Genomic DNA, 16,623 nt, shown 5'->3' on the forward strand with positions numbered 1-16,623 from the left:
GGCCGTCGCCGCCGCGCTCCGGCGGGCCGTACCGCCGATTCACCTCGGCAGACCCCGACACCTAGCCTGGAACGACATCCGTCACAGGCAGGAGGATGGGGATGAGCAGGGCCGAAACCCGGCAGGACCCGACCGGTGGGGGGCGGCCGGCCCCCACCGGCATGCGCGGCGTGGCGACCGTCCCGAGTTACGTCGTCATGCAGCCCACCACGCTGTGCAACCTGGACTGCAGCTACTGTTACCTGCCGTTGCGGGCGGCCAACCGGCGGATGCCGGTCCCGGTGGCCGCCGCGGTCGCCCGACCGGTGAACACCTGGGCCGCGCAGCAGGGACGCCGGTTCTCGGTGGTCTGGCACGGCGGTGAGCCGTTGGCCGCCGGGCGGGACCACCTCGCGGCGCTGATCAGCCCGTTCAGCGCCGACGTGGAACACCACGTGCAGACGAACGCGACCTTGATCGACGACCCGTGGTGCGAGTTCTTCCGGGAACACCGGATCCGGGTCAGCGTCAGCGTCGACGGCCCGCGGGCGCGAAACGACGGCCGGCACACCCGGGGTGGTCGGCCCGCCTACGACCAGATCCGGAGCGGTGTCGAGGCGCTACGCCGGCACGGGATCGAATTCTCGGCGCTCTGCGTGGTCAGCGACCCGAGCCCGGGCCTGGCCACCGAGCTGTACCGGTTCTTCCTCGACCTCGGCTGTGACGTGCTGGGCGTCAACATCGAGGAGACGGAGGGCGTGAACGTACGGTCGAACCGCTGGCCGGACCGGGCCGTCGCCGGCTTCTGGGCGGAACTGGTCGGAGCCTGGCGGCAGGCACCGCGGATTCATCTACGCGAGGTGGAATGGTCGCTGCGGTACGCGGCAGCCGTACTCGACGGCACGGCCGACGAGGTGCTGCCCCGCCAGCTCGACCCGATTCCCACCGTCGGGTACGACGGGTCGGTGGTGCTGCTCTCGCCGGAGCTTGCCGGCTTCTCCGACCCGCGGTACGGGGACTTCACCAGCGGGAACGTGTTGGCTAGCGGGCTGGCCGAGATCCTCGCCACGCCGGAACGGACACCCTGGGTCACCGAGTTCGTGGCGGGCGTCGAGGCATGCCGGACCACCTGCCCGTACTTCGGGTTCTGCGGAGGTGGTCACGCTGCCAACCGTTACTTCGAACACGGGCGTTTTGATGGTACGGAGACCAACCACTGCCGTAACAGCAAGATCCATCTACTGGAGGGAGTGTTGGCCCATGCCAGAGACCAGCCGGCAGCGGCCTGAACCGGTCCGCGCAGCCCCGGGAGCCACCGTCGCCGAAGCAGGTGGCGACGATCAGATGGCGGACCGGGTGTACGCCGTCCGGGACGGTCTGGAACTGCTGCTCGCCGAAGCGGAACAGGCCCGGCGGCGTCGCGCCGAGGTAGCCGGTGCCGACGGCGCGGTCTGCGCCTGGAACCACTTCGAGAACATCCCGACCTTCTACAACTGGAACAACCGCCCCCGTTGACCGCTCCGACCAGCCGCGTACCTGGCGCCCTGCCCGGACCCGTCCCCCGGGCAGGGCGGCACCGATCAGTCGCCCGCCTGGCGCGACGACACCCGGTGGTGCCTACCCCGCCGGGGTAGGCACCACCGGATGGTGGCATTCCGACACACGTACGGCGACCAGCCGGTCCGGAGTCCTCGTCGACATGAATCAGCACGCGGACACTGACCGCGTGCTCTGATCAGTCGGACCCTCAGCGGGACGATGAGGGTGTCCAGTTACCCCGGTCGTCGTCGGCTGGGTCGTCCTCGTCATCGTCGTCGAGGTACGGATCGTACTCGTCGTCGAAATCACGGTCCGACTTGCCGCTGCCGGCGAGCTCTCGCTGCAAGGCGGCGAGGTCGGTGTTCGGGGAGTGGTATTTCAGCTCCCTGGCCACCTTTGTCTGCTTGGCCTTAGCACGGCCGCGCCCCATGGCTCGACCCCCTCGCACAGAATTCGGGGCAGCCCGAAGGCGGGCCCCGATGACGTCAGGCATCTCTCGTGGCTCTTACGGTACATGGGCGGACCCAGGTTCGGCACCTCGGGTTGCATCGGGTCGCTCCCGCGCGTCATCGGCGGCCGACATCGTCACGGGCAGCGGCGGGATTCGTCACGGGCAGCGGCGGGGTAAGGAGCCCGATCCCCGCCGCTCGTGACCCGTACGGGTGATTCTCCACACGCCCGGTGACGGCCACCCGGGGCGGACCGGCGGGTCAGCGCCCGGGACGGCGGCGCTCGGGTTGGCGGCCGCTCACCGGAGATGGATCGCGCGCAGCCGACCGACCTCGGCCATCCGGCGTTCGGCGAGCCGGTCGGCCGCCACCGCCGGGGGTACGCCTTCCCGGTCGGCGCTGCGCAGGATCTCCCGGGTGGTCTGGTAAATACCGGTCGCCCGGGCCTTGGCCCGGTCGAAGTCGAACCCGTACCGGCCGTTGGCCGATGGTGTGGCCGCCCCGGTCACCTCATCGGCCACCTGGATCACCCCACCGGCGTTCACCACGTAGTCCGGGGCGTAGAGGATGCCCCGTTCGGCGAGCAGCTTCTCGACGCCGGGGTGGGCCAACTGGTTGTTGGCGGCCCCGGCGACGATCTCGGCCCGCAGCGCCGGCACGGTGTCGTCGTCGAGCGCCCCACCGAGCGCGCAGGGCGCGTAGACGTCGATCTCCTGGCGGATCAGCACGTCGGTGTCGTCCACCAGGTCGACCTGCGGATAGGTGTTCCGGGCCCAGTCCACCGCCCGTTCGCTGACGTCGGTGGCCACCACCGCGGCTCCGTCGTCGAGCAGGTGACCGGTCAGGTAGCGGCCCACCTTGCCGAGCCCGGCGATACCGATTCGCCGCCCGGCGAGGCTGGCCGAACCCCAGCGGTGCTCGGCGGCGGCGCGCATGCCCTGGAACACCCCCCAGGCGGTGAGCTCGGAGGAGTCACCGGCCCCGCCCTGCGCACGGCTACGCCCGGTGGCGAACCGGGTCTCCCGGGCCACGACGTCCATGTCCGGCACGTAGGTGCCGACATCACAGGCGGTGTAGTAGCGTCCGCCGAGCGATTCGACGAACCGGCCGTACGCGCGCAGCAACGGCTCGGTCTTGAGCTGCTCCGGGTCGCCCCAGATGACTGCTTTGCCGCCACCGAGGTCCAGTCCGGCCATTGCGTTCTTGTAGGCCATCCCCCGGGACAGCTCCAGCACGTCGTGCAGGGCGTCGGCCTCGGAGGCGTACGGGTAGAATCGGGTGCCGCCGAGCGCCGGCCCGAGCGCGGTCGAGTAGATGGCGATGATTGCTCGCAGCCCGGTCGGCTGGTCCTGGCAGAAGACGACCTGTTCGTGCCCGGTGGCGGTGCCGGGGCCGGCAGTGGTGGTGAAGACGCCCATGTCTGCTCCTGAGACGGTGTCGGCACCCTCGTGAGGTGCGTCCGGTGCGCCGGGCCGTGGGCCCTGCTGGCTCCGAGCCTAGTATCGGCCGCAGCGCGACGGACCAGCCCGCTGCGGGGGTGTTTGCCCCCGGCCGGGGCGGTGTCGTGCGGTTTCGTGGGAGGATCGCGCCGTGCCGTCCCTCTTCGCTTCCTTCGCCTCATACCTGCGGGTGTACGAGCCGCTGGCCGCGTTCGACCGTGAGCGTCAGGTCTACTGGCGCCGATACGTGCGGGAAGGCCGCGCGGTCGGCCCGCTGGAAGGGCCGGGCCGGCAGCGGACGGCGGTGATCGAGGCACTCGGCGCGGGCTGGACCCGGCTGCCCGACCTGCCGGACGAGGCGTACGTGCTGGAGTCGGACGACACGCTGCTGGTCTGCCCGTGGAACCTGCGGGTGCGGGTAGCGGAGGCGGCGTTGAGCGCGCGCGACGGTGTCCCGTCGGTGTTGGCCGACGCGTTCGTCCCACCGGTACTGGCCGGTCAGGCCAGGGCGGTGATCGACGACTGGCGCAGCGGGGCCCGGGTACTGGAGCACGGGGTGCCTCGGGTGCATGAGCAGGCCGCCACCTGGGGGGTGCCGTTGCGATGGTTCGTCTTCGTGGACCTGGCCGAGCGTGACTTGATCGTCACTGGCGTGCGTCGGGCGCTGCGCTATCGGACCGAAATCTCCAAGGCCCGTCGCCGGGCGTCGCGCGGACTGTCGGTGTTGCGCAAGTCGGTGGGGGATGCGCCGATCACCGAGGCGGTGGAGGAGAGCGCCCGGTGGCTCGAGGAGTTTCATCCCCGGTCGGTGGTGGAGCTTGACTACGGTGGGTTGGTGCGGCTGCTGCCGGACGAGACGCTGGAGGCCGACGATTCGCCGGGTCTGGTGAGTGCCGGGCTGGCGGCGCTCGGCCGGGGCGACGCCGAGGCGGCCGGCGAGGCGTACGAGAAGCTGGTTGCCCGATGGCGTGCCGTTCAGCTACTGGAGCGCTGCAACTAGTGGTCGACCAGAGGGACGAATCGGTTTCAATCACCGGGTATCAGGCGCAGATTCTGCCGCGAATCCTGAATATGATTCGTAATCACCCGTTCACGACCGGTGATCAAGAGTCCGATTATGGTATGTTCTGTCACAAAAAAGGGATAAAAATCGGTCATTGCTCATCCGTCCATCCAAGGACGTTCGGCCGTTCGGCCCATGTCGGACATCGGGGACTAGCCGGACCATGGGAGACGCGTCGGCCGGCGGGACCCCGGCCGATGTCTATAGCACTGTGGAGGAGTGACTGATGGCATCGCGTACGCACGAACCAGAGCCGTTGCTCACGCCGGCCGAGGTGGCGTCGATGTTCCGAGTCGACCCGAAAACCGTCACCCGGTGGGCGAAGGCCGGCAAGCTCAGCGCCATACGGACGTTGGGCGGCCACCGCCGATACCGGGAGTCGGAAGTACGTGCCCTGCTGCAGGGGCAGATTCCCCAGCAGCGGCAGGGTGATTGACTGGCCTCTCCAAGTGGCTGACATCGGCTACGCCAAGGGGCGGTGATCTCGGCTCGTCCGGGGTCACCGCCCCTTGTTTCATGGACGTCGACGTGCACTGCGTCGACGGCGGCCCGGCGGAGATCCGCCGGGCCGCCGTCGTCACGATGCGTACCGTACTCAGCTCGCCGGCGGGTGCCCGCCGTCGCCGTCGACCACCTCGTCCGGGGTGCCGTCCTCGTCCAGATCGACCATGGTGATGTCCACCTTGCCGTCTCCGTCGGTGTCGAACTGGTACATGTCGGCCTTGCCGTCCCCGTCGGTGTCAACCACCCAGACGTCGGTCTGCCCGTCGTTGTTGGTGTCGGCCTTGAGTAGATCGACGCGATCGTCACCGCGCGTCTCCACCGACTCCTGTGCCTCGGTCATCCCAGGTCCCTCCATCGCTCAGTCACAACAGCTGCGGATGTCGACAGTAAAGTGCCATCCGGCCGGTCGCGACCCGGGCGCGACCCGGCCTCACCTTGTCGCGTACGGGTTGACCGTCGGATGCAGATAGGTCACCGTCTCGGGCACGCCGTCCTGGTCGGCGTCGCGCAGCGTCTGGTCCGCCCGACCGTCGTAGTCGGTGTCCTGAACCCAGGTGTCCGTCCGGCCGTCGTGATCGGTGTCGGCCGCCACCTGGTCGATCAGGCCGTCACCGTCGGTGTCGGTGGCGACGACGTCGATCCAGCCGTCGCCGTTGGTGTCCGCGCTGACCTCGTCGACCAGCCCGTCGCCGTCGAAGTCGCGCAGCATGCTCTCCAGCCGACCGTCCCCGTCGCCATCGACGTACGCGGCCTCCGCCAGACCGTCGCCATCGCTGTCGTGCAGGACCACGTCGGCGAGGCCGTCCCCGTCCCGGTCGACCAGCACGTCGGTGGAGCCGTCAAGATTGTGCTGGACGATCGTGTCGGACCCACCGTCGCCGTACGGCTCGACGCCGTAAGGGCCGTCGCCGTACGGCTCGTAGCCGGCATCGTCGTGGCCAGGGCCGCCGCTCGGGCCCAGCCCCTGTTCAGCTTCGACTGCCTCGTCACCGAGGGCCGGATCGACCCACTCACTCATCCTGCCGCCTCTTCCGCAGATCGTCCTGGCCGCTGACAAGGGAAACCGTACGCAGCGGCGACCTGCCTGTGATCCCGAGAAAGTGCCAGCAGGACGGACCGGCCGGCGGGGCCCGGCGACCGCCGGCCCGATCTGCTACCGGCCCGGTCCTACTCGGCGATCGGCAGCCCGGCTGCGGCCAGCGACTTGATCACCTCGGCCGACTCGGCGAAACCGATGATCAGGATCGCGTCCGCGCCGAACGCCTTGATTTCCTGGGCTTCACTGTCGAAGTTCACCGGCGGCGCGTCCGCGCCGGCCGGCGGCTCGTAACTGAGCAGCTTGAGCCGGTCCGGTCCGACCCCGGCACGGTCCAGTTCCGCCCGGACGTTCTCCTGCAGGCCCTCGCCGTACGAGTCCCTGCGGGCCACCAGCGCGATCCGCTGCGACCCGTCCCGCAGGATCACGTCGGCGAGCGCCCGCCCCTGCAGCAGGTCCGACGGCGCGGTACGGAAGTACAGCCCCTGATCGTCGACCTCGCTCAGCCCGGCGTCGGTGTTGCTGGGCGAGAACAGGATCAGCCCGGCGGCCGCCACGTCCGGCAGCACTTCGCGGGAGATGCCGGACGCACCGGCGCCGATGATGACGTGCACCCCTTCGTCGACGTGCCTGGCGACTGTCCGGCGGGCCACATCCGGGTTGGTCCCGTCGTCGCCGTCGAACCATTCGACCGGCTCCCCGAGCACCCCGCCGGCCTCGTTGACTTCCCGAACCGCGAGCGCCGCGCCGGCCGCCAACGGCGGGTACGCCAACGCCAGGTCGCCGGTGCGCGGCAGCAGGCCGCCCAGCTTCAGCGGCGCCTCGGCGCGGGTGACGAAGGTCTCCGGTTCGGCCGGTGGCGGCGCGGCCGTGGTGGTCGTGGACTCGTCTCCGGCGCCGACGAACTCGGTCTTTCCGTCGTTGATCTGGCCGTCGCCGTCGAAGTGCAGGGTGGCGTAGCTGGCGGTGGACGGCTCCCCGGCGTCGGTGAAGCCACCCCGTTTCAGGGAGACCCCCCGGTAGGCGATGTCCGTCCCGTCCCGGGCCAGCTCCAGGCACACCGCGACGACGTCGCACTGCTCGCCGCCGGTGGTCACCCCGTTGATCTGGGCGGCGATGTCGGTCGGGTCGGTGCTGCCGGCCAACTGGGTGGCGAGCGCGCTGATCACCACCGCGTCGTACGCCTCGCCGGCGTACAGGAAGCCGTTGAGTTGCCGGTCGACCGCGCGCAGCCTGCTGATGAAGTCGTCCGGCAGCGGGGTGAGCGGGCTGGTGCCCTTCATCCCGGTCAGCAGCGTGGTCTGCCCCTCGAACTCTGCTCCGAACGAGTTGCTCATGTTGCCGTCGGTGCCGTACAGCCGCACCGAGTTGACCTGGGACTCCTCGGTGGCCGCCGGTTCGGCGCAGCTCGCCGCGCCGACCAGCATGATTGCGCAGAACGCCAGGGCGGCGGTGCGGGAGCCGCGTGACACGAGCATGGGGACGTCCTCCATCGGCCGAAGGTCCGCAGGGCACCTTAGCGCCTCCTCGGCCGGAACGCGACGTCAGCCGGCCCGCCGGTGACGGCGACCCGGCCGGTGCCTTGACCTCGCCGCCTACCCTTCGGCTCATGACCGACCGACGCGATGGGTCCGACGAGGCGTTCACCGACGCTGCGGAGATCCTGCGCTCCGCCCTGGCCGGTGACAGCGACGGCGTCGCGGACGTCTTCGACGCGGTGGTGGACCGCAACGGCGTCACCGGGGCGTACGACGTCGCGTGGTGCCTGGCCGCGACGATGGTCGGCGACGACGTACCAGCCGGTGGCTGGGCCCTCGACTTTCCCGGCATCGACGAGGCGGGCTATGACGCGCGGTGGGTGGCCAGGTTCATCAGCGCGTACGCCAACTCGGACGGCTCGACCGGGGAGGCGCTGTTCGGTGCCGCGCTGGCCGACGGACAGCTGCCGGAGTGCCTGCTCACCCTGGCCGGGTCGGCGGTCGCCACACTGCGTCGCCGCCGGGCCGCCTAATGGGAGCCCGGTTGGCCGCCGGTCACCTGCTCCAGTCGTGTTTGGCCGCCCGGACCAGCTTGTCCTTCAGCTCCCGGGTGTGCCGTCGGGAGACCGGCAGCTCGGTGCCGTCGATCACCACCACGTACCCGGAGTTGGCCAGCCGCAGCTCGGTGATCAGCCGGAGCTGGACCAGGAACGACCGGTGGACGCGGACGAAGCCGGCGTCGGCCCAGCGTTCGCCGAGGGTGGCCAGCGGCACCCGGACCAGGTGCGAGCCGTCGGCCGTGTGCAGCCGGGCGTAGTCGCCCTGCGCCTCCACCCAGCGCACCGCCGACCGGGGCAGCATCCGGGTGGTCCCGGCCAGCTCCACCGGGATCGCCGGGTCCTCCTCGTTGCGGGCGATCGCCGCCGGATGGGTCGGCACCACCCGGGCGGTCAGCACCCGGCGGACCGACTCGGCCAGCCGCTCCGCGCGTACCGGCTTGCGGACGTAGTCGGTGACGCCGAGGTCGAAGGCGTCGACCGCGGCGTCGTCGTACGCGGTGACGAAGACGATCGCCGGCGGCCGGGCGAACCGGCGCAGCACCCGGGCCAGCTCCATGCCGTCCAGCCCGGGCATCCGGATGTCGAGGAATACGGCATCGACGTCGGTGTCGCGCAGCACCCGCAGCGCCTCGGTGGCGTCGGCGGCGGTGTGCAGCCGAGCCACCCGGGGGTCGGCCCGCAGCAGGTACCCCAGTTCGTCGAGGGCGGGGGGTTCGTCGTCCACCGCGAGTACCCGCAGGAACGGGGTCACGACAGCACCTCCCACCGGCCGGTCGCGCCCGCCCCCGGCCGTACGTCGGGGTGGAACTTCGGCACCCGCATGCTCACCTTCGTACCCGCTCCCACCGCCGTCTCCACCACCAGCCCGAACTCGTCGCCGAAGACCGAGCGCAGCCGTTCGTCGACGTTCGACAGGCCGACGTGCTGGCCGGCGTCGTCGGCCGGGTCGGCGCCGCGACGTACCGGGTCGGCGCCGCGACGTACCGGGTCGGCGCCAGCGGTCAGCACCGCCGGGTCCATCCCCACCCCGTCGTCCTCGACGGTGATGTGGCACTCGGTCCCGGCGTCCCGCGCCTCGATGCTGACCGTGCCGAGCCCCGGCTTGCGCGACAGCCCGTGCCGCACCGCATTCTCTACCAGTGGCTGCAGGCAGAGGAAGGGCAGATGCACCGGCAGCACCTCCGGGGCGATCTGCAGCCGGACCTGGAGCCGTTCGCCGAACCGGGCCCGTTCGATGGTCAGGTACCGGTCGATCGACCGCAGCTCCTCGGCGAGCGTGGTGAACTCGCCGTGCGCCCGGAACGAGTAGCGGGTGAACTCGGCGAACTCCAGGATCAGATCCCGGGCCCGTTCCGGGTCGGTGCGGACGAACGACGCGATCGCGGTCAGCGCGTTGTAGATGAAGTGCGGGCTGATCTGCGCCCGCAGCGCCCGTACCTCGGCTCTGGCCAGCCGCTCCCGGGACGAGTCCAACTCGGCGAGCGCCAGTTGGCTGCCGGCCCACCGGGCGGTCTCCAGGGTCGCCTGCACCAGCCCCGGCGCCGGATCGTCGTCGACCACCGCGACCAGCGCGACTGTGGCGTCGCCGTCCGGCCCGGTGAGTGGGGCGACGACGGCCCCGCGCACCAGGCAGTCGGGCCGGTCACAGGGCAGGTCCCGGGCGGTCAGCACGAGGGAGCGGCTGGCGTCGAACGCCTGCTGGGCTGCGGCGGTGAACTGCTCGGCATGGTGCTGGCCGCGGCCGTCGAACGCGAGTACCGCCTCGCTGCCGGTCAGCGCCGCGCCCGGGGCGCCGACCAGCGCCCGCAGATGCCGGACGGCCTTGGCCGCGTCGGTCGCTCCCAGCCCGTTGCGCAGCGGTTCGGCGGCCAGGCCGGCGGTGTGCAGGACCTGGTACGTCGCCCGCTGCGTCGCGGTGGCGATCCCGCGCCGGGCGCGCAGCCGGACGACCGCGTACACCGCGGCGGCCAGCGCGGTCACCAGAGCCAGGACCGCCAGTGGTGCGGATAGGTTTGCCGGCACGGACAGATCCTGTCCGCTACCGGCGGTGCTGCCAAGCGGAAGGCGACGATCGGTCGGTCAGCGGTCGGCTGCCCGCTTTCGACGGACTTCTGTCATCCGTCGGCATCCGGGTCGGTCAGTAGGCACCCTTGCGGGCCAACACGACGCCGATGGTGCGCCACAGGATGCTCAGGTCGTAGGTCAGCGACCAGTTGTCGACGTAGTAGAGGTCCAGCCGGACCGCTTCGTCCCAGGACAGGTCGGACCGGCCGGAGACCTGCCACAGTCCGGTCATCCCGGGCCGGACCAGCAGCCGCCGCCGGACGTCGCCGAGGAAGTCACCGTCGTCGGCGGGCAGCGGCCGCGGCCCGACCAGTGACATCTCGCCCTTGAGCACGTTGATCAGCTGGGGCAGCTCGTCGATCGAGCTGGCTCGCAGGAACCGACCGATCGGGAAGACCCGCGGATCGTTGCGGATCTTGAACAGCATCCCGTCGGTCTCGTTCTGGTCGACCAGCGAGGCGAGCCGCTCCTCGGCGTCGACGTACATGGTCCGGAACTTCCAGACCCGGAACACCCGGCCCTCGTGGCCGACCCGGGGCTGCCGGAAGAAGACCGGCCCCCGGTCGGAGAACCGGATCGCGATCGCCACCGCCAGGAACAGTGGCGCCAGCATGATCAGACCCAGCCCGGCGGCCACCCGGTCCAGCAGGTTCTTGGCCAGCCAGCCGAGCCCGGAGAGGGTGGGCTCCTCGACGTGCAGCAGCGGCAGACCTTCGATCGGCCGAATGTGCACCCGAGGACCGGCGATGTCGGTCAGCTGCGGTGCGACCACCAGGTCGATCCCGCTGCCCTCCAACTGCCAGGCGAGCCGGCGTAGCTCGCCCGGCTCGGAGCTGGCTGAGCCGCAGACCGCGATGGTGTCCGCGCCGACCTCCCGGACCAGCGCGAGGACGTTGCGGCCGGCGTACACCGGCACCGGGGTCTCGAGCCCTCGGGCCGCCGCGTAGCCGTCGGTGAGGTGGATCGCGACCGGCATCAGCCCGGCGGCGGGACTGCGGGTCACCGCAGTGAAGACCTCCAGGGTCTCCGGCAGGGTGCCGACCAGCACCATCCGGTGCGTGGCCTGCCCGATCCGCCGACGCAGTACGTGCAGGGCGTACCGGGCGAGGAAGCGGAACATCAGGATGAACGCCAGGGCGCCGAGCAGCGCGGTGGCCACCGAGAGCCGGGACAGGTCGGTCTTGGTGGCGAAGGCGAGGAACGAGACGCTGGCGGCGACCGTCACCCCACCGCGCAGCACCCGCTTGAACTCGTCGGTGCCGAGCCCGAGGTAGCGCCGGTCGTAGGAGCCGGTGCCCCAGAGCACCACCACCCAGCCGAGTGGCAGTAGCAGGTAGGTGACGGTGTGGAACCAGGTGGCGTCGGCGTCGGAGAACCCGGAGGTCGCCTTCTCGAACAGCGAGATCGACAGGTAGCTGGCCAGCACCGCCGCCGCGAAGTCCAGCGCGAGCAGGGCCGCGGTGTACGGACGGTGCCAGCGCGACGCGCGACGCCGTGCCCGCGCCCAGGCGGACCGGGGTACGCCGTTGGTCGGTGTCGGCGTCGGCGGTTGGATCTCGAAGCTGTCGACGTGGCGCACCCTGTTGCTCCGGCTGGTGTTGGATACCGGGCGCTGGAGGCTTGTCGTCACCTCACCCACGTCCTCCCGCGTGACACGTGCCGCCCACTCTCCGTGAAGGCTTGGCTCGCCCACCAGCTCAGTCTCTCACGGTGCCCGTACACGGACGGTAACCCGAAAGACTCTACGCCCCCCGGCCGAACGGTGGGGACCGGCGGTTCCGGTGGTGTTGGAGCATTGGGACCGGGCCACTATACCGATGGAACGGCTCCGAGGAAGTCTCCGTTGTGGTGCAGATCGCCGTGGCGCGGGACGTACGGCCTTCTGTGCTCTATTTGGTCACCTAACGCACAAGACGGGACAACCGTCGGTCAGCGAGTGGGCGGCCGCCGGTCTGGCAGGTGGGGCAGTACTGCAGGCTCGAATCTGCAAAAGAGACTTCTCGCACCTGATCGCCGCAAACAGGGCAGAGCAGGCCGGTTCGACCGTGCACCCGCATCCCCGAGCGCTTCTCGCCCTTCAGTTCGGCTGCCCGCTGACCCACCGACCGGTCCACCGCGTCGGTCAGCACCCGCCGCGCCGCCTCGTACAACCCCGCCAGCTGCTCGTCGGTGAGCCGGTTCGTCAACGCGAACGGCGACAACCGCGCGGTGTGCAGGATCTCGTCCGAGTATGCGTTGCCGATGCCGGCCAGCACCTCCTGCTGGGTCAGTACCCCTTTGACCTGACCCCGTCGACCGCGCAGCCGCTGCGCGAAGGTGTCCGGGTCCACCGCGAGCGCGTCCGGACCCAGCCGGGCCACCCCGGGCACCTGCGCCGGATCGGTCACCAGGTACGCGGCCAGCTTCTTCTGCGTACCGGCCTCGGTCAGGTCGAAGCCCGAGCCGTCGGCGAGGCGGACCCGTACGGCGATCGGCCCCTTGCCCGGCTTCAACGGCGCGGCCGAGGGAAACGACTCCCGGTAGTGCAGCCAGCCGGCCCGCGCCAGATGCACCACCAGATGGAGGGTGCCGTCCAGTGCGACGTCGAGGAACTTGCCGTGCCGGCCGGCGCCGGTCACCGGTCGACCGGCTACCACCGACGGCGGCGGGTCGTACGTCTTGAGCACGTTGATCGCCGACACTTCGACACGCTCGACCCGGCGGCCGACCGCGCGCTGGCGCAGGTAGGCCGCGAGCGCCTGTACCTCCGGCAACTCGGGCACCCTCAGACGGTAGCGTCTGACGACGTCGAGCAGGAGGGTTGACCGGGTGAGAGTCGTCGTGGCGCACAACCGATACCGGCAGGCCCAGCCGTCCGGCGAGAACGTCATCGTCGACAGCGAGATAGACCAGTTGGCCGCCGCCGGTGTCGAGGTGATCCCGTTTCTGCGCAGCTCCGACGACATCCCGGCGCTGCCGGCCACCGGCAAGGCGCTGCTGCCGATCTCGCCCAGCTACGCCCCGGCCGCCCAACGCGACCTGGACCGGCTGCTCACCGAGCACCGGCCGGACATGCTGCACCTGCACAACCCGTACCCGTTGATCTCGCCCTGGGCGATCCGCACCGCGCACCGGCACCGGGTGCCGGTGGTGCACACCGTGCACAACTACCGGCAGGTCTGCTCGGCCGGGCTGTACTTCCGCGACGGCCGAATCTGCACCGACTGCCGGGGCCGGGCGATCGGCCTGCCCGGCGTGGTGCACCGCTGCTACCGCGGCTCCCGGGCGCAGAGCGCGGTGATGGCCGCGACCCTGGCCCTGCACCGGCCCACCTGGCGGTCGGTCGACCGGTTCATCGCGCTCACCTCGGCGGTCGCCGAGCATTTGCGCGGGTACGGCATCCCCGACGAGCGGATCGTGGTCAAACCGAACGCGATCGCCGATCCCGGCCCGCCCGCACCGCTCGGCGACGGCTTCCTGTTCCTCGGCCGGCTCACCCCGGAGAAGGGCATCGGCCTGCTGCTCGACGCCTGGCAGCGGCACCCGGACGGGGCGCTCGGCACGCTGCGGATCGGCGGCGACGGCGAGCTGCGGCCGCTGGTCGCCTCGGCCGCCGCCGGCCGCACCGACATCGACTTCCTCGGCCCGCTGGACAGATCAGCGGTACGCGACGCGCTGCGCGCCAGCGCCGTGGTGCTGGCCGTCTCCACCTGGCACGACGTGCTGCCGACAGTGGTGATCGAGGCGTTGGCCAGCGGCCGGCCGGTGCTCGGCACCGCACTCGGCGGCATCCCGTACCTGGTCGGTGCCGACACCGGCGCTGCTGGCGTTAGGGCTGCTGGCCCCGCCGGCTGGGTGGTACCGCCGGAGGCCGCCGCACTCGCCGCCGCCCTGCCGGTCGCCCGTGACGGGGCCGCCGCACTGGCCGGCGTCGCCCGCACCCGTTACGAGACCACCTTCCACCCCGACGTGGTGATGAAGCAGCACCTGGCCGTCTACGACGCGGTCAGCGCAGGGCAGCGCGGGCCGAGAAGGTGATGCTGGCCAGCAGGAAACCACCGTTGACCACGGTGAACGCGGCGATCAGCCAGACCGTCAGCGCCGGAGCGGCGATCAGCACCAACCCGGCGACGAAGATCACCGCGCCGTAGTCGCGGATCAGCTTCACCAGCCGTACGGGCAGCGAGGTCGAGGTGACCATGCTGGCCGCGTTCGGGCCGGCCTGCATCACCGAGGTCACCAGGTTCACCATCCAGGTGCCGGCGAACGCCGCGAGCAGCCACACCGGGGTCTCCGGCAGCTGCGCCACCGCCACCGCGGACAGCGCCGTGACCAGCGCGATCTGCGCGGCGACGTCGCAGAGCACGTCGACCCGGGCACCGGCCGCGCTGGTCTGCCCGGTCACCCGGGCCAACTGCCCGTCGGCGCAGTCCAGCGCGTACGCGATCTGCCAGCCGACCAGCGCCACCAGCCCGATCAGCCAGGCCGGGACGGAGCCGTCGGCCACCGCGTCGGCGGTCGCGATCACCATCACCGACGCGGCCAGCCCGAGCAGCAGGTTCGCCACGGTCAGCACGGTCGGTGGCAACCGCAGCCGGGCGGCGGCGTACGCGAACACCGCCCCCAGCCGCTGGCTGACCGCCTCGCTGAACAGCCCGCCCCCTCTGTTCGCCTGAAAGAAGTCCTTCAGGAACGGGGTAGACACTGCTTGTTCACCTTGCGGGCATGCTGAGGGCACCGAGGTATTCTGCCAGCCGCTCCCGGACGGCATCCGCACCGAGGTGCAGGTGTTCCAGGACGGTGTACCGGTCCGGCCGGGTGTGCGGGGCGTGCAGCACGGCGGCGACAAAGTCGTCGTCGGTCAGCCCCAGGTCAGCGGGGCGCACCGGCAGCCCGTGCCGACGCAGTGCCGCCGCCAACTGCCCGAACCGCAGCTGGTCGCCGCGCAGGAAGGTGCAGAACAGCGCACCCAGCCCGACCTGCTCGCCGTGCGAACCGGCACCGGGGTGCAGCAGGTCGAGGGCGTGCGAGATCTCGTGGCAGCCGCCACTGGCCGGCCGGCTCGACCCGCACACCGCCATCGCGATCCCGCCCAGGATCAACGCCTCGGCGAGGGTGGTCAGGAACGCGTCGTCGCCGAGCCCGCCCGGATGGCTGATCAGCGCCTCCGCCCCGGTTCGGGCCAGCGTCACGGCGAGACCGTCGATCGGTTCGTCGCGGACCGCGTGCGCCAACTCCCAGTCGGCGACCGCGCTGAGGTTGCTCAACGCGTCGCCGATGCCGGCCCGGGTCTGCCGGTCCGGGCCGGCATCGACGAAGTCCAGGTCGACCACGATCGCCAACGGGATGTGCACCCCGTACGACCCGCGTCCGCCGTCGTGGTCCAGCGACGCCACCGGGGAGGCGATCCCGTCGTTGGCCAGGCTGGTCGCCACACTCACCATCGGCACGGCGTACCGGGAGGCGGCGTACTTGGCGGTGTCGATGGTCTTGCCGCCGCCGATACCGACGACCGCGTCGTAGGAGCGTTGCCGCAGCTTCTCGCCCAGATCGTGGGCGGCGTCCAGGGTGCCGCCGGCGACGGTGAAGACGTCGGCCCGGCCGAGCCCGGGAGAGATCAACTCGGCGATCCGTTCGCCCTGTCCGGGGCCGACCACCACGGCGACCTCGCCGCCGGCGGAGATCCGGCGGTCGGCGAGTAGCGCGCCCAGGCCGGCGACGGCACCCCGGCGTACGTCGATGGCGAGCGGGGTGTGCACGGTACGGGCTAGTAGCGGCATGCGATGTCCCGAGCCTTGATCAGGTCGTCGTGGTTGTCCACCTCGACCCAGTCGACGTCGCCGATCGGCGCTGCCCGTACCTCGCCGCCACGGTCGGCGTACTCCTGGTAGCCGTCCTCGTAGTAGAGGTTGGGGTCGCGCCGCCAGGTCGCCTCCAGTGCCTCGGCGAGCCCGGCGGCGGCCGACGCCTCGATCAGCGTCGCGCCGATGTACTCGCCGTGCGCCTGCGCCGGATCCATCAGCTTGGTGATCCGGGTCAGCTGTCCGGCGTCGTCTAAGACGACCTTCATCTCCTCGTCGGCGAGCTTCTTGACCGTGTCGACCGCGAGCAGGATGCCCGGCCCGCGCCCGGCCAGCAGCGTCTGCTCGACGCTCGCCGGGTGCACGGTGTCGCCGTTGACCAGCAGCGCACCGGCGGCGAAGTGGTCCCGCGCCAGCCACAGCGAGTACGCGTTGTTCCATTCTTCGGCGCGGTCGTTGTCGACCAGGGTCAGTTTCACGCCGTGCCGGTCCTGCAGGTCGGCCTGCCGGGTCCGGACCGCGTCCGCGGCGTAGCCGACGACGACGACCACGTCGGTGAGCCCGGCGGCGGCGAGGTTGCGCAGCCCGATGTCCAGGATCGTGGTCTCCCCGTCGACCGGTACCAGCGCTTTCGGCAGAGTGTCGGTGTACGGCCGCAGCCGCCGTCCCGCTCCGGCAGCGAGCACGAGACCGATCATCAGACGGTCCTCCTGGTGAGGGGTGGGTGGGATA

General features: G+C 71.1%; 18 protein-coding genes. 6 read left to right on the forward strand and 12 right to left on the reverse strand.

All coding sequences use genetic code 11. From position 1 onward, the window contains the following. The first annotated feature begins 161 nt into the window (after positions 1-161). Together amcB and amcA are read left to right on the forward strand one after the other, a co-directional pair. Complete coding sequence (gene amcB / locus ACFHWS_RS09955) at positions 162-1,268, forward strand: cyclophane-forming radical SAM peptide maturase AmcB (protein WP_416554073.1); 1,107 nt, start codon at positions 162-164, stop codon at positions 1,266-1,268. Next, a complete protein-coding gene (gene amcA / locus ACFHWS_RS09960) occupies positions 1,240-1,494 on the forward strand; it encodes a multiple cyclophane-containing RiPP AmcA (RefSeq protein ID WP_416553881.1) in 255 nt (84 codons plus the stop codon). The genes amcB and amcA overlap by 29 nt, the downstream gene beginning before the upstream one ends. Positions 1,495-1,726: 232 nt before the next feature. Here amcA and ACFHWS_RS09965 read toward each other — a convergent pair whose 3' ends face one another. After that, a complete protein-coding gene (locus ACFHWS_RS09965; RefSeq protein ID WP_123606444.1) occupies positions 1,727-1,948 on the reverse strand; it encodes a DUF3073 domain-containing protein in 222 nt (73 codons plus the stop codon). Between the two features lie 318 nt (positions 1,949-2,266). After that, a complete protein-coding gene (locus ACFHWS_RS09970; protein ID WP_416553883.1) occupies positions 2,267-3,385 on the reverse strand; it encodes a Glu/Leu/Phe/Val family dehydrogenase in 1,119 nt (372 codons plus the stop codon). 172 nt (positions 3,386-3,557) lie between these two features. Here ACFHWS_RS09970 and ACFHWS_RS09975 point away from each other — a divergent pair, with 172 nt between their 5' ends. After that, positions 3,558-4,406, forward strand: a complete 849-nt coding sequence (locus ACFHWS_RS09975; protein ID WP_416553885.1) for a hypothetical protein — start codon at positions 3,558-3,560, stop codon at positions 4,404-4,406. A gap of 289 nt (positions 4,407-4,695) precedes the next feature. Further along, positions 4,696-4,905, forward strand: a complete 210-nt coding sequence (locus ACFHWS_RS09980; protein WP_007073996.1) for a BldC family transcriptional regulator — start codon at positions 4,696-4,698, stop codon at positions 4,903-4,905. Positions 4,906-5,064: 159 nt separating this feature from the next. Here ACFHWS_RS09980 and ACFHWS_RS09985 read toward each other — a convergent pair whose 3' ends face one another. From ACFHWS_RS09985 to ACFHWS_RS09995, 3 genes are all read right to left on the reverse strand, one after another. Beyond that, positions 5,065-5,313 carry a hypothetical protein gene (locus tag ACFHWS_RS09985; protein WP_278172509.1) on the reverse strand — a complete coding sequence of 83 codons (249 nt, stop codon included), beginning with the start codon at positions 5,311-5,313 and terminating at the stop codon, positions 5,065-5,067. A 90-nt stretch (positions 5,314-5,403) separates the two neighbouring features. Beyond that, positions 5,404-5,991, reverse strand: coding sequence for a hypothetical protein (locus ACFHWS_RS09990; protein WP_416553890.1), 588 nt, complete (start codon positions 5,989-5,991; stop codon positions 5,404-5,406). A gap of 149 nt (positions 5,992-6,140) precedes the next feature. Continuing rightward, positions 6,141-7,487 carry an ABC transporter substrate-binding protein gene (locus tag ACFHWS_RS09995; RefSeq protein WP_416553892.1) on the reverse strand — a complete coding sequence of 449 codons (1,347 nt, stop codon included), beginning with the start codon at positions 7,485-7,487 and terminating at the stop codon, positions 6,141-6,143. Between the two features lie 131 nt (positions 7,488-7,618). On the opposite strand from ACFHWS_RS09995, the gene ACFHWS_RS10000 reads away from it, so the two are divergent. Then, entirely contained in the window at positions 7,619-8,020 is a 402-nt protein-coding gene (locus ACFHWS_RS10000) for a hypothetical protein (protein WP_416553894.1), read from the forward strand. A gap of 22 nt (positions 8,021-8,042) precedes the next feature. On the opposite strand, the gene ACFHWS_RS10005 is transcribed toward ACFHWS_RS10000, so the two are convergent. The 4 genes from ACFHWS_RS10005 to ACFHWS_RS10020 all read right to left on the reverse strand — a co-directional run bounded on the left by ACFHWS_RS10005 (position 8,043) and on the right by ACFHWS_RS10020 (position 12,873). Next, positions 8,043-8,798 (reverse strand): LytR/AlgR family response regulator transcription factor, encoded by a 756-nt coding sequence (locus ACFHWS_RS10005; protein WP_416553896.1) that lies wholly within the window; start codon positions 8,796-8,798, stop codon positions 8,043-8,045. Continuing rightward, positions 8,795-10,069 carry a sensor histidine kinase gene (locus ACFHWS_RS10010; RefSeq protein ID WP_416568063.1) on the reverse strand — a complete coding sequence of 425 codons (1,275 nt, stop codon included), beginning with the start codon at positions 10,067-10,069 and terminating at the stop codon, positions 8,795-8,797. The genes ACFHWS_RS10005 and ACFHWS_RS10010 overlap by 4 nt, the downstream gene beginning before the upstream one ends. A gap of 115 nt (positions 10,070-10,184) precedes the next feature. Beyond that, positions 10,185-11,690: a sugar transferase gene (locus tag ACFHWS_RS10015; protein ID WP_416553900.1), complete on the reverse strand. Its 1,506-nt coding sequence runs from the start codon at positions 11,688-11,690 to the stop codon at positions 10,185-10,187. Positions 11,691-12,012: 322 nt separating this feature from the next. Further along, positions 12,013-12,873, reverse strand: coding sequence for an Fpg/Nei family DNA glycosylase (locus tag ACFHWS_RS10020; protein ID WP_416553902.1), 861 nt, complete (start codon positions 12,871-12,873; stop codon positions 12,013-12,015). 46 nt (positions 12,874-12,919) lie between these two features. Between ACFHWS_RS10020 and ACFHWS_RS10025 the strand changes: the two genes are divergently transcribed. After that, entirely contained in the window at positions 12,920-14,128 is a 1,209-nt protein-coding gene (locus ACFHWS_RS10025; protein WP_416553904.1) for a glycosyltransferase family 4 protein, read from the forward strand. On the opposite strand, the gene ACFHWS_RS10030 is transcribed toward ACFHWS_RS10025, so the two are convergent. From ACFHWS_RS10030 to ACFHWS_RS10040, 3 genes are read right to left on the reverse strand one after another with little or no spacing between them, the layout of a single operon-like run. After that, entirely contained in the window at positions 14,097-14,795 is a 699-nt protein-coding gene (locus tag ACFHWS_RS10030) for a CDP-alcohol phosphatidyltransferase family protein (protein WP_416553906.1), read from the reverse strand. The genes ACFHWS_RS10025 and ACFHWS_RS10030 overlap by 32 nt on opposite strands. Before the next feature lie 7 nt (positions 14,796-14,802). Beyond that, the gene (locus ACFHWS_RS10035) at positions 14,803-15,870 is read right to left on the reverse strand and encodes an iron-containing alcohol dehydrogenase family protein (RefSeq protein WP_416553908.1); all 1,068 of its coding nucleotides are present in this window, start codon (positions 15,868-15,870) and stop codon (positions 14,803-14,805) included. Further along, on the reverse strand, positions 15,858-16,589 hold the full coding sequence (locus tag ACFHWS_RS10040; protein WP_416568064.1) for a sugar phosphate nucleotidyltransferase: 732 nt from the start codon (positions 16,587-16,589) through the stop codon (positions 15,858-15,860). The genes ACFHWS_RS10035 and ACFHWS_RS10040 overlap by 13 nt, the downstream gene beginning before the upstream one ends. Positions 16,590-16,623 lie beyond the last annotated feature (34 nt).

Source organism: Micromonospora sp. LOL_013 (genome assembly GCF_048060315.1).
Lineage (GTDB): Bacteria > Actinomycetota > Actinomycetes > Mycobacteriales > Micromonosporaceae > Micromonospora_E.

Bases quoted from the DNA above. Each gene is read 5' to 3' on its own strand.
- amcB (WP_416554073.1), top strand. From the start codon at position 162: ATGCGCGGCGTGGCGACCGTCCCGAGTTACGTCGTCATGCAGCCCACC.
- amcA (WP_416553881.1), top strand. From the start codon at position 1,240: ATGCCAGAGACCAGCCGGCAGCGGCCTGAACCGGTCCGCGCAGCCCCG.
- ACFHWS_RS09965 (WP_123606444.1), bottom strand. From the start codon at position 1,948: ATGGGGCGCGGCCGTGCTAAGGCCAAGCAGACAAAGGTGGCCAGGGAG.
- ACFHWS_RS09970 (WP_416553883.1), bottom strand. From the start codon at position 3,385: ATGGGCGTCTTCACCACCACTGCCGGCCCCGGCACCGCCACCGGGCAC.
- ACFHWS_RS09980 (WP_007073996.1), top strand. From the start codon at position 4,696: ATGGCATCGCGTACGCACGAACCAGAGCCGTTGCTCACGCCGGCCGAG.
- ACFHWS_RS09985 (WP_278172509.1), bottom strand. From the start codon at position 5,313: ATGACCGAGGCACAGGAGTCGGTGGAGACGCGCGGTGACGATCGCGTC.
- ACFHWS_RS09990 (WP_416553890.1), bottom strand. From the start codon at position 5,991: ATGAGTGAGTGGGTCGATCCGGCCCTCGGTGACGAGGCAGTCGAAGCT.
- ACFHWS_RS09995 (WP_416553892.1), bottom strand. From the start codon at position 7,487: ATGCTCGTGTCACGCGGCTCCCGCACCGCCGCCCTGGCGTTCTGCGCA.
- ACFHWS_RS10000 (WP_416553894.1), top strand. From the start codon at position 7,619: ATGACCGACCGACGCGATGGGTCCGACGAGGCGTTCACCGACGCTGCG.
- ACFHWS_RS10035 (WP_416553908.1), bottom strand. From the start codon at position 15,870: ATGCCGCTACTAGCCCGTACCGTGCACACCCCGCTCGCCATCGACGTA.
- ACFHWS_RS10040 (WP_416568064.1), bottom strand. From the start codon at position 16,589: ATGATCGGTCTCGTGCTCGCTGCCGGAGCGGGACGGCGGCTGCGGCCG.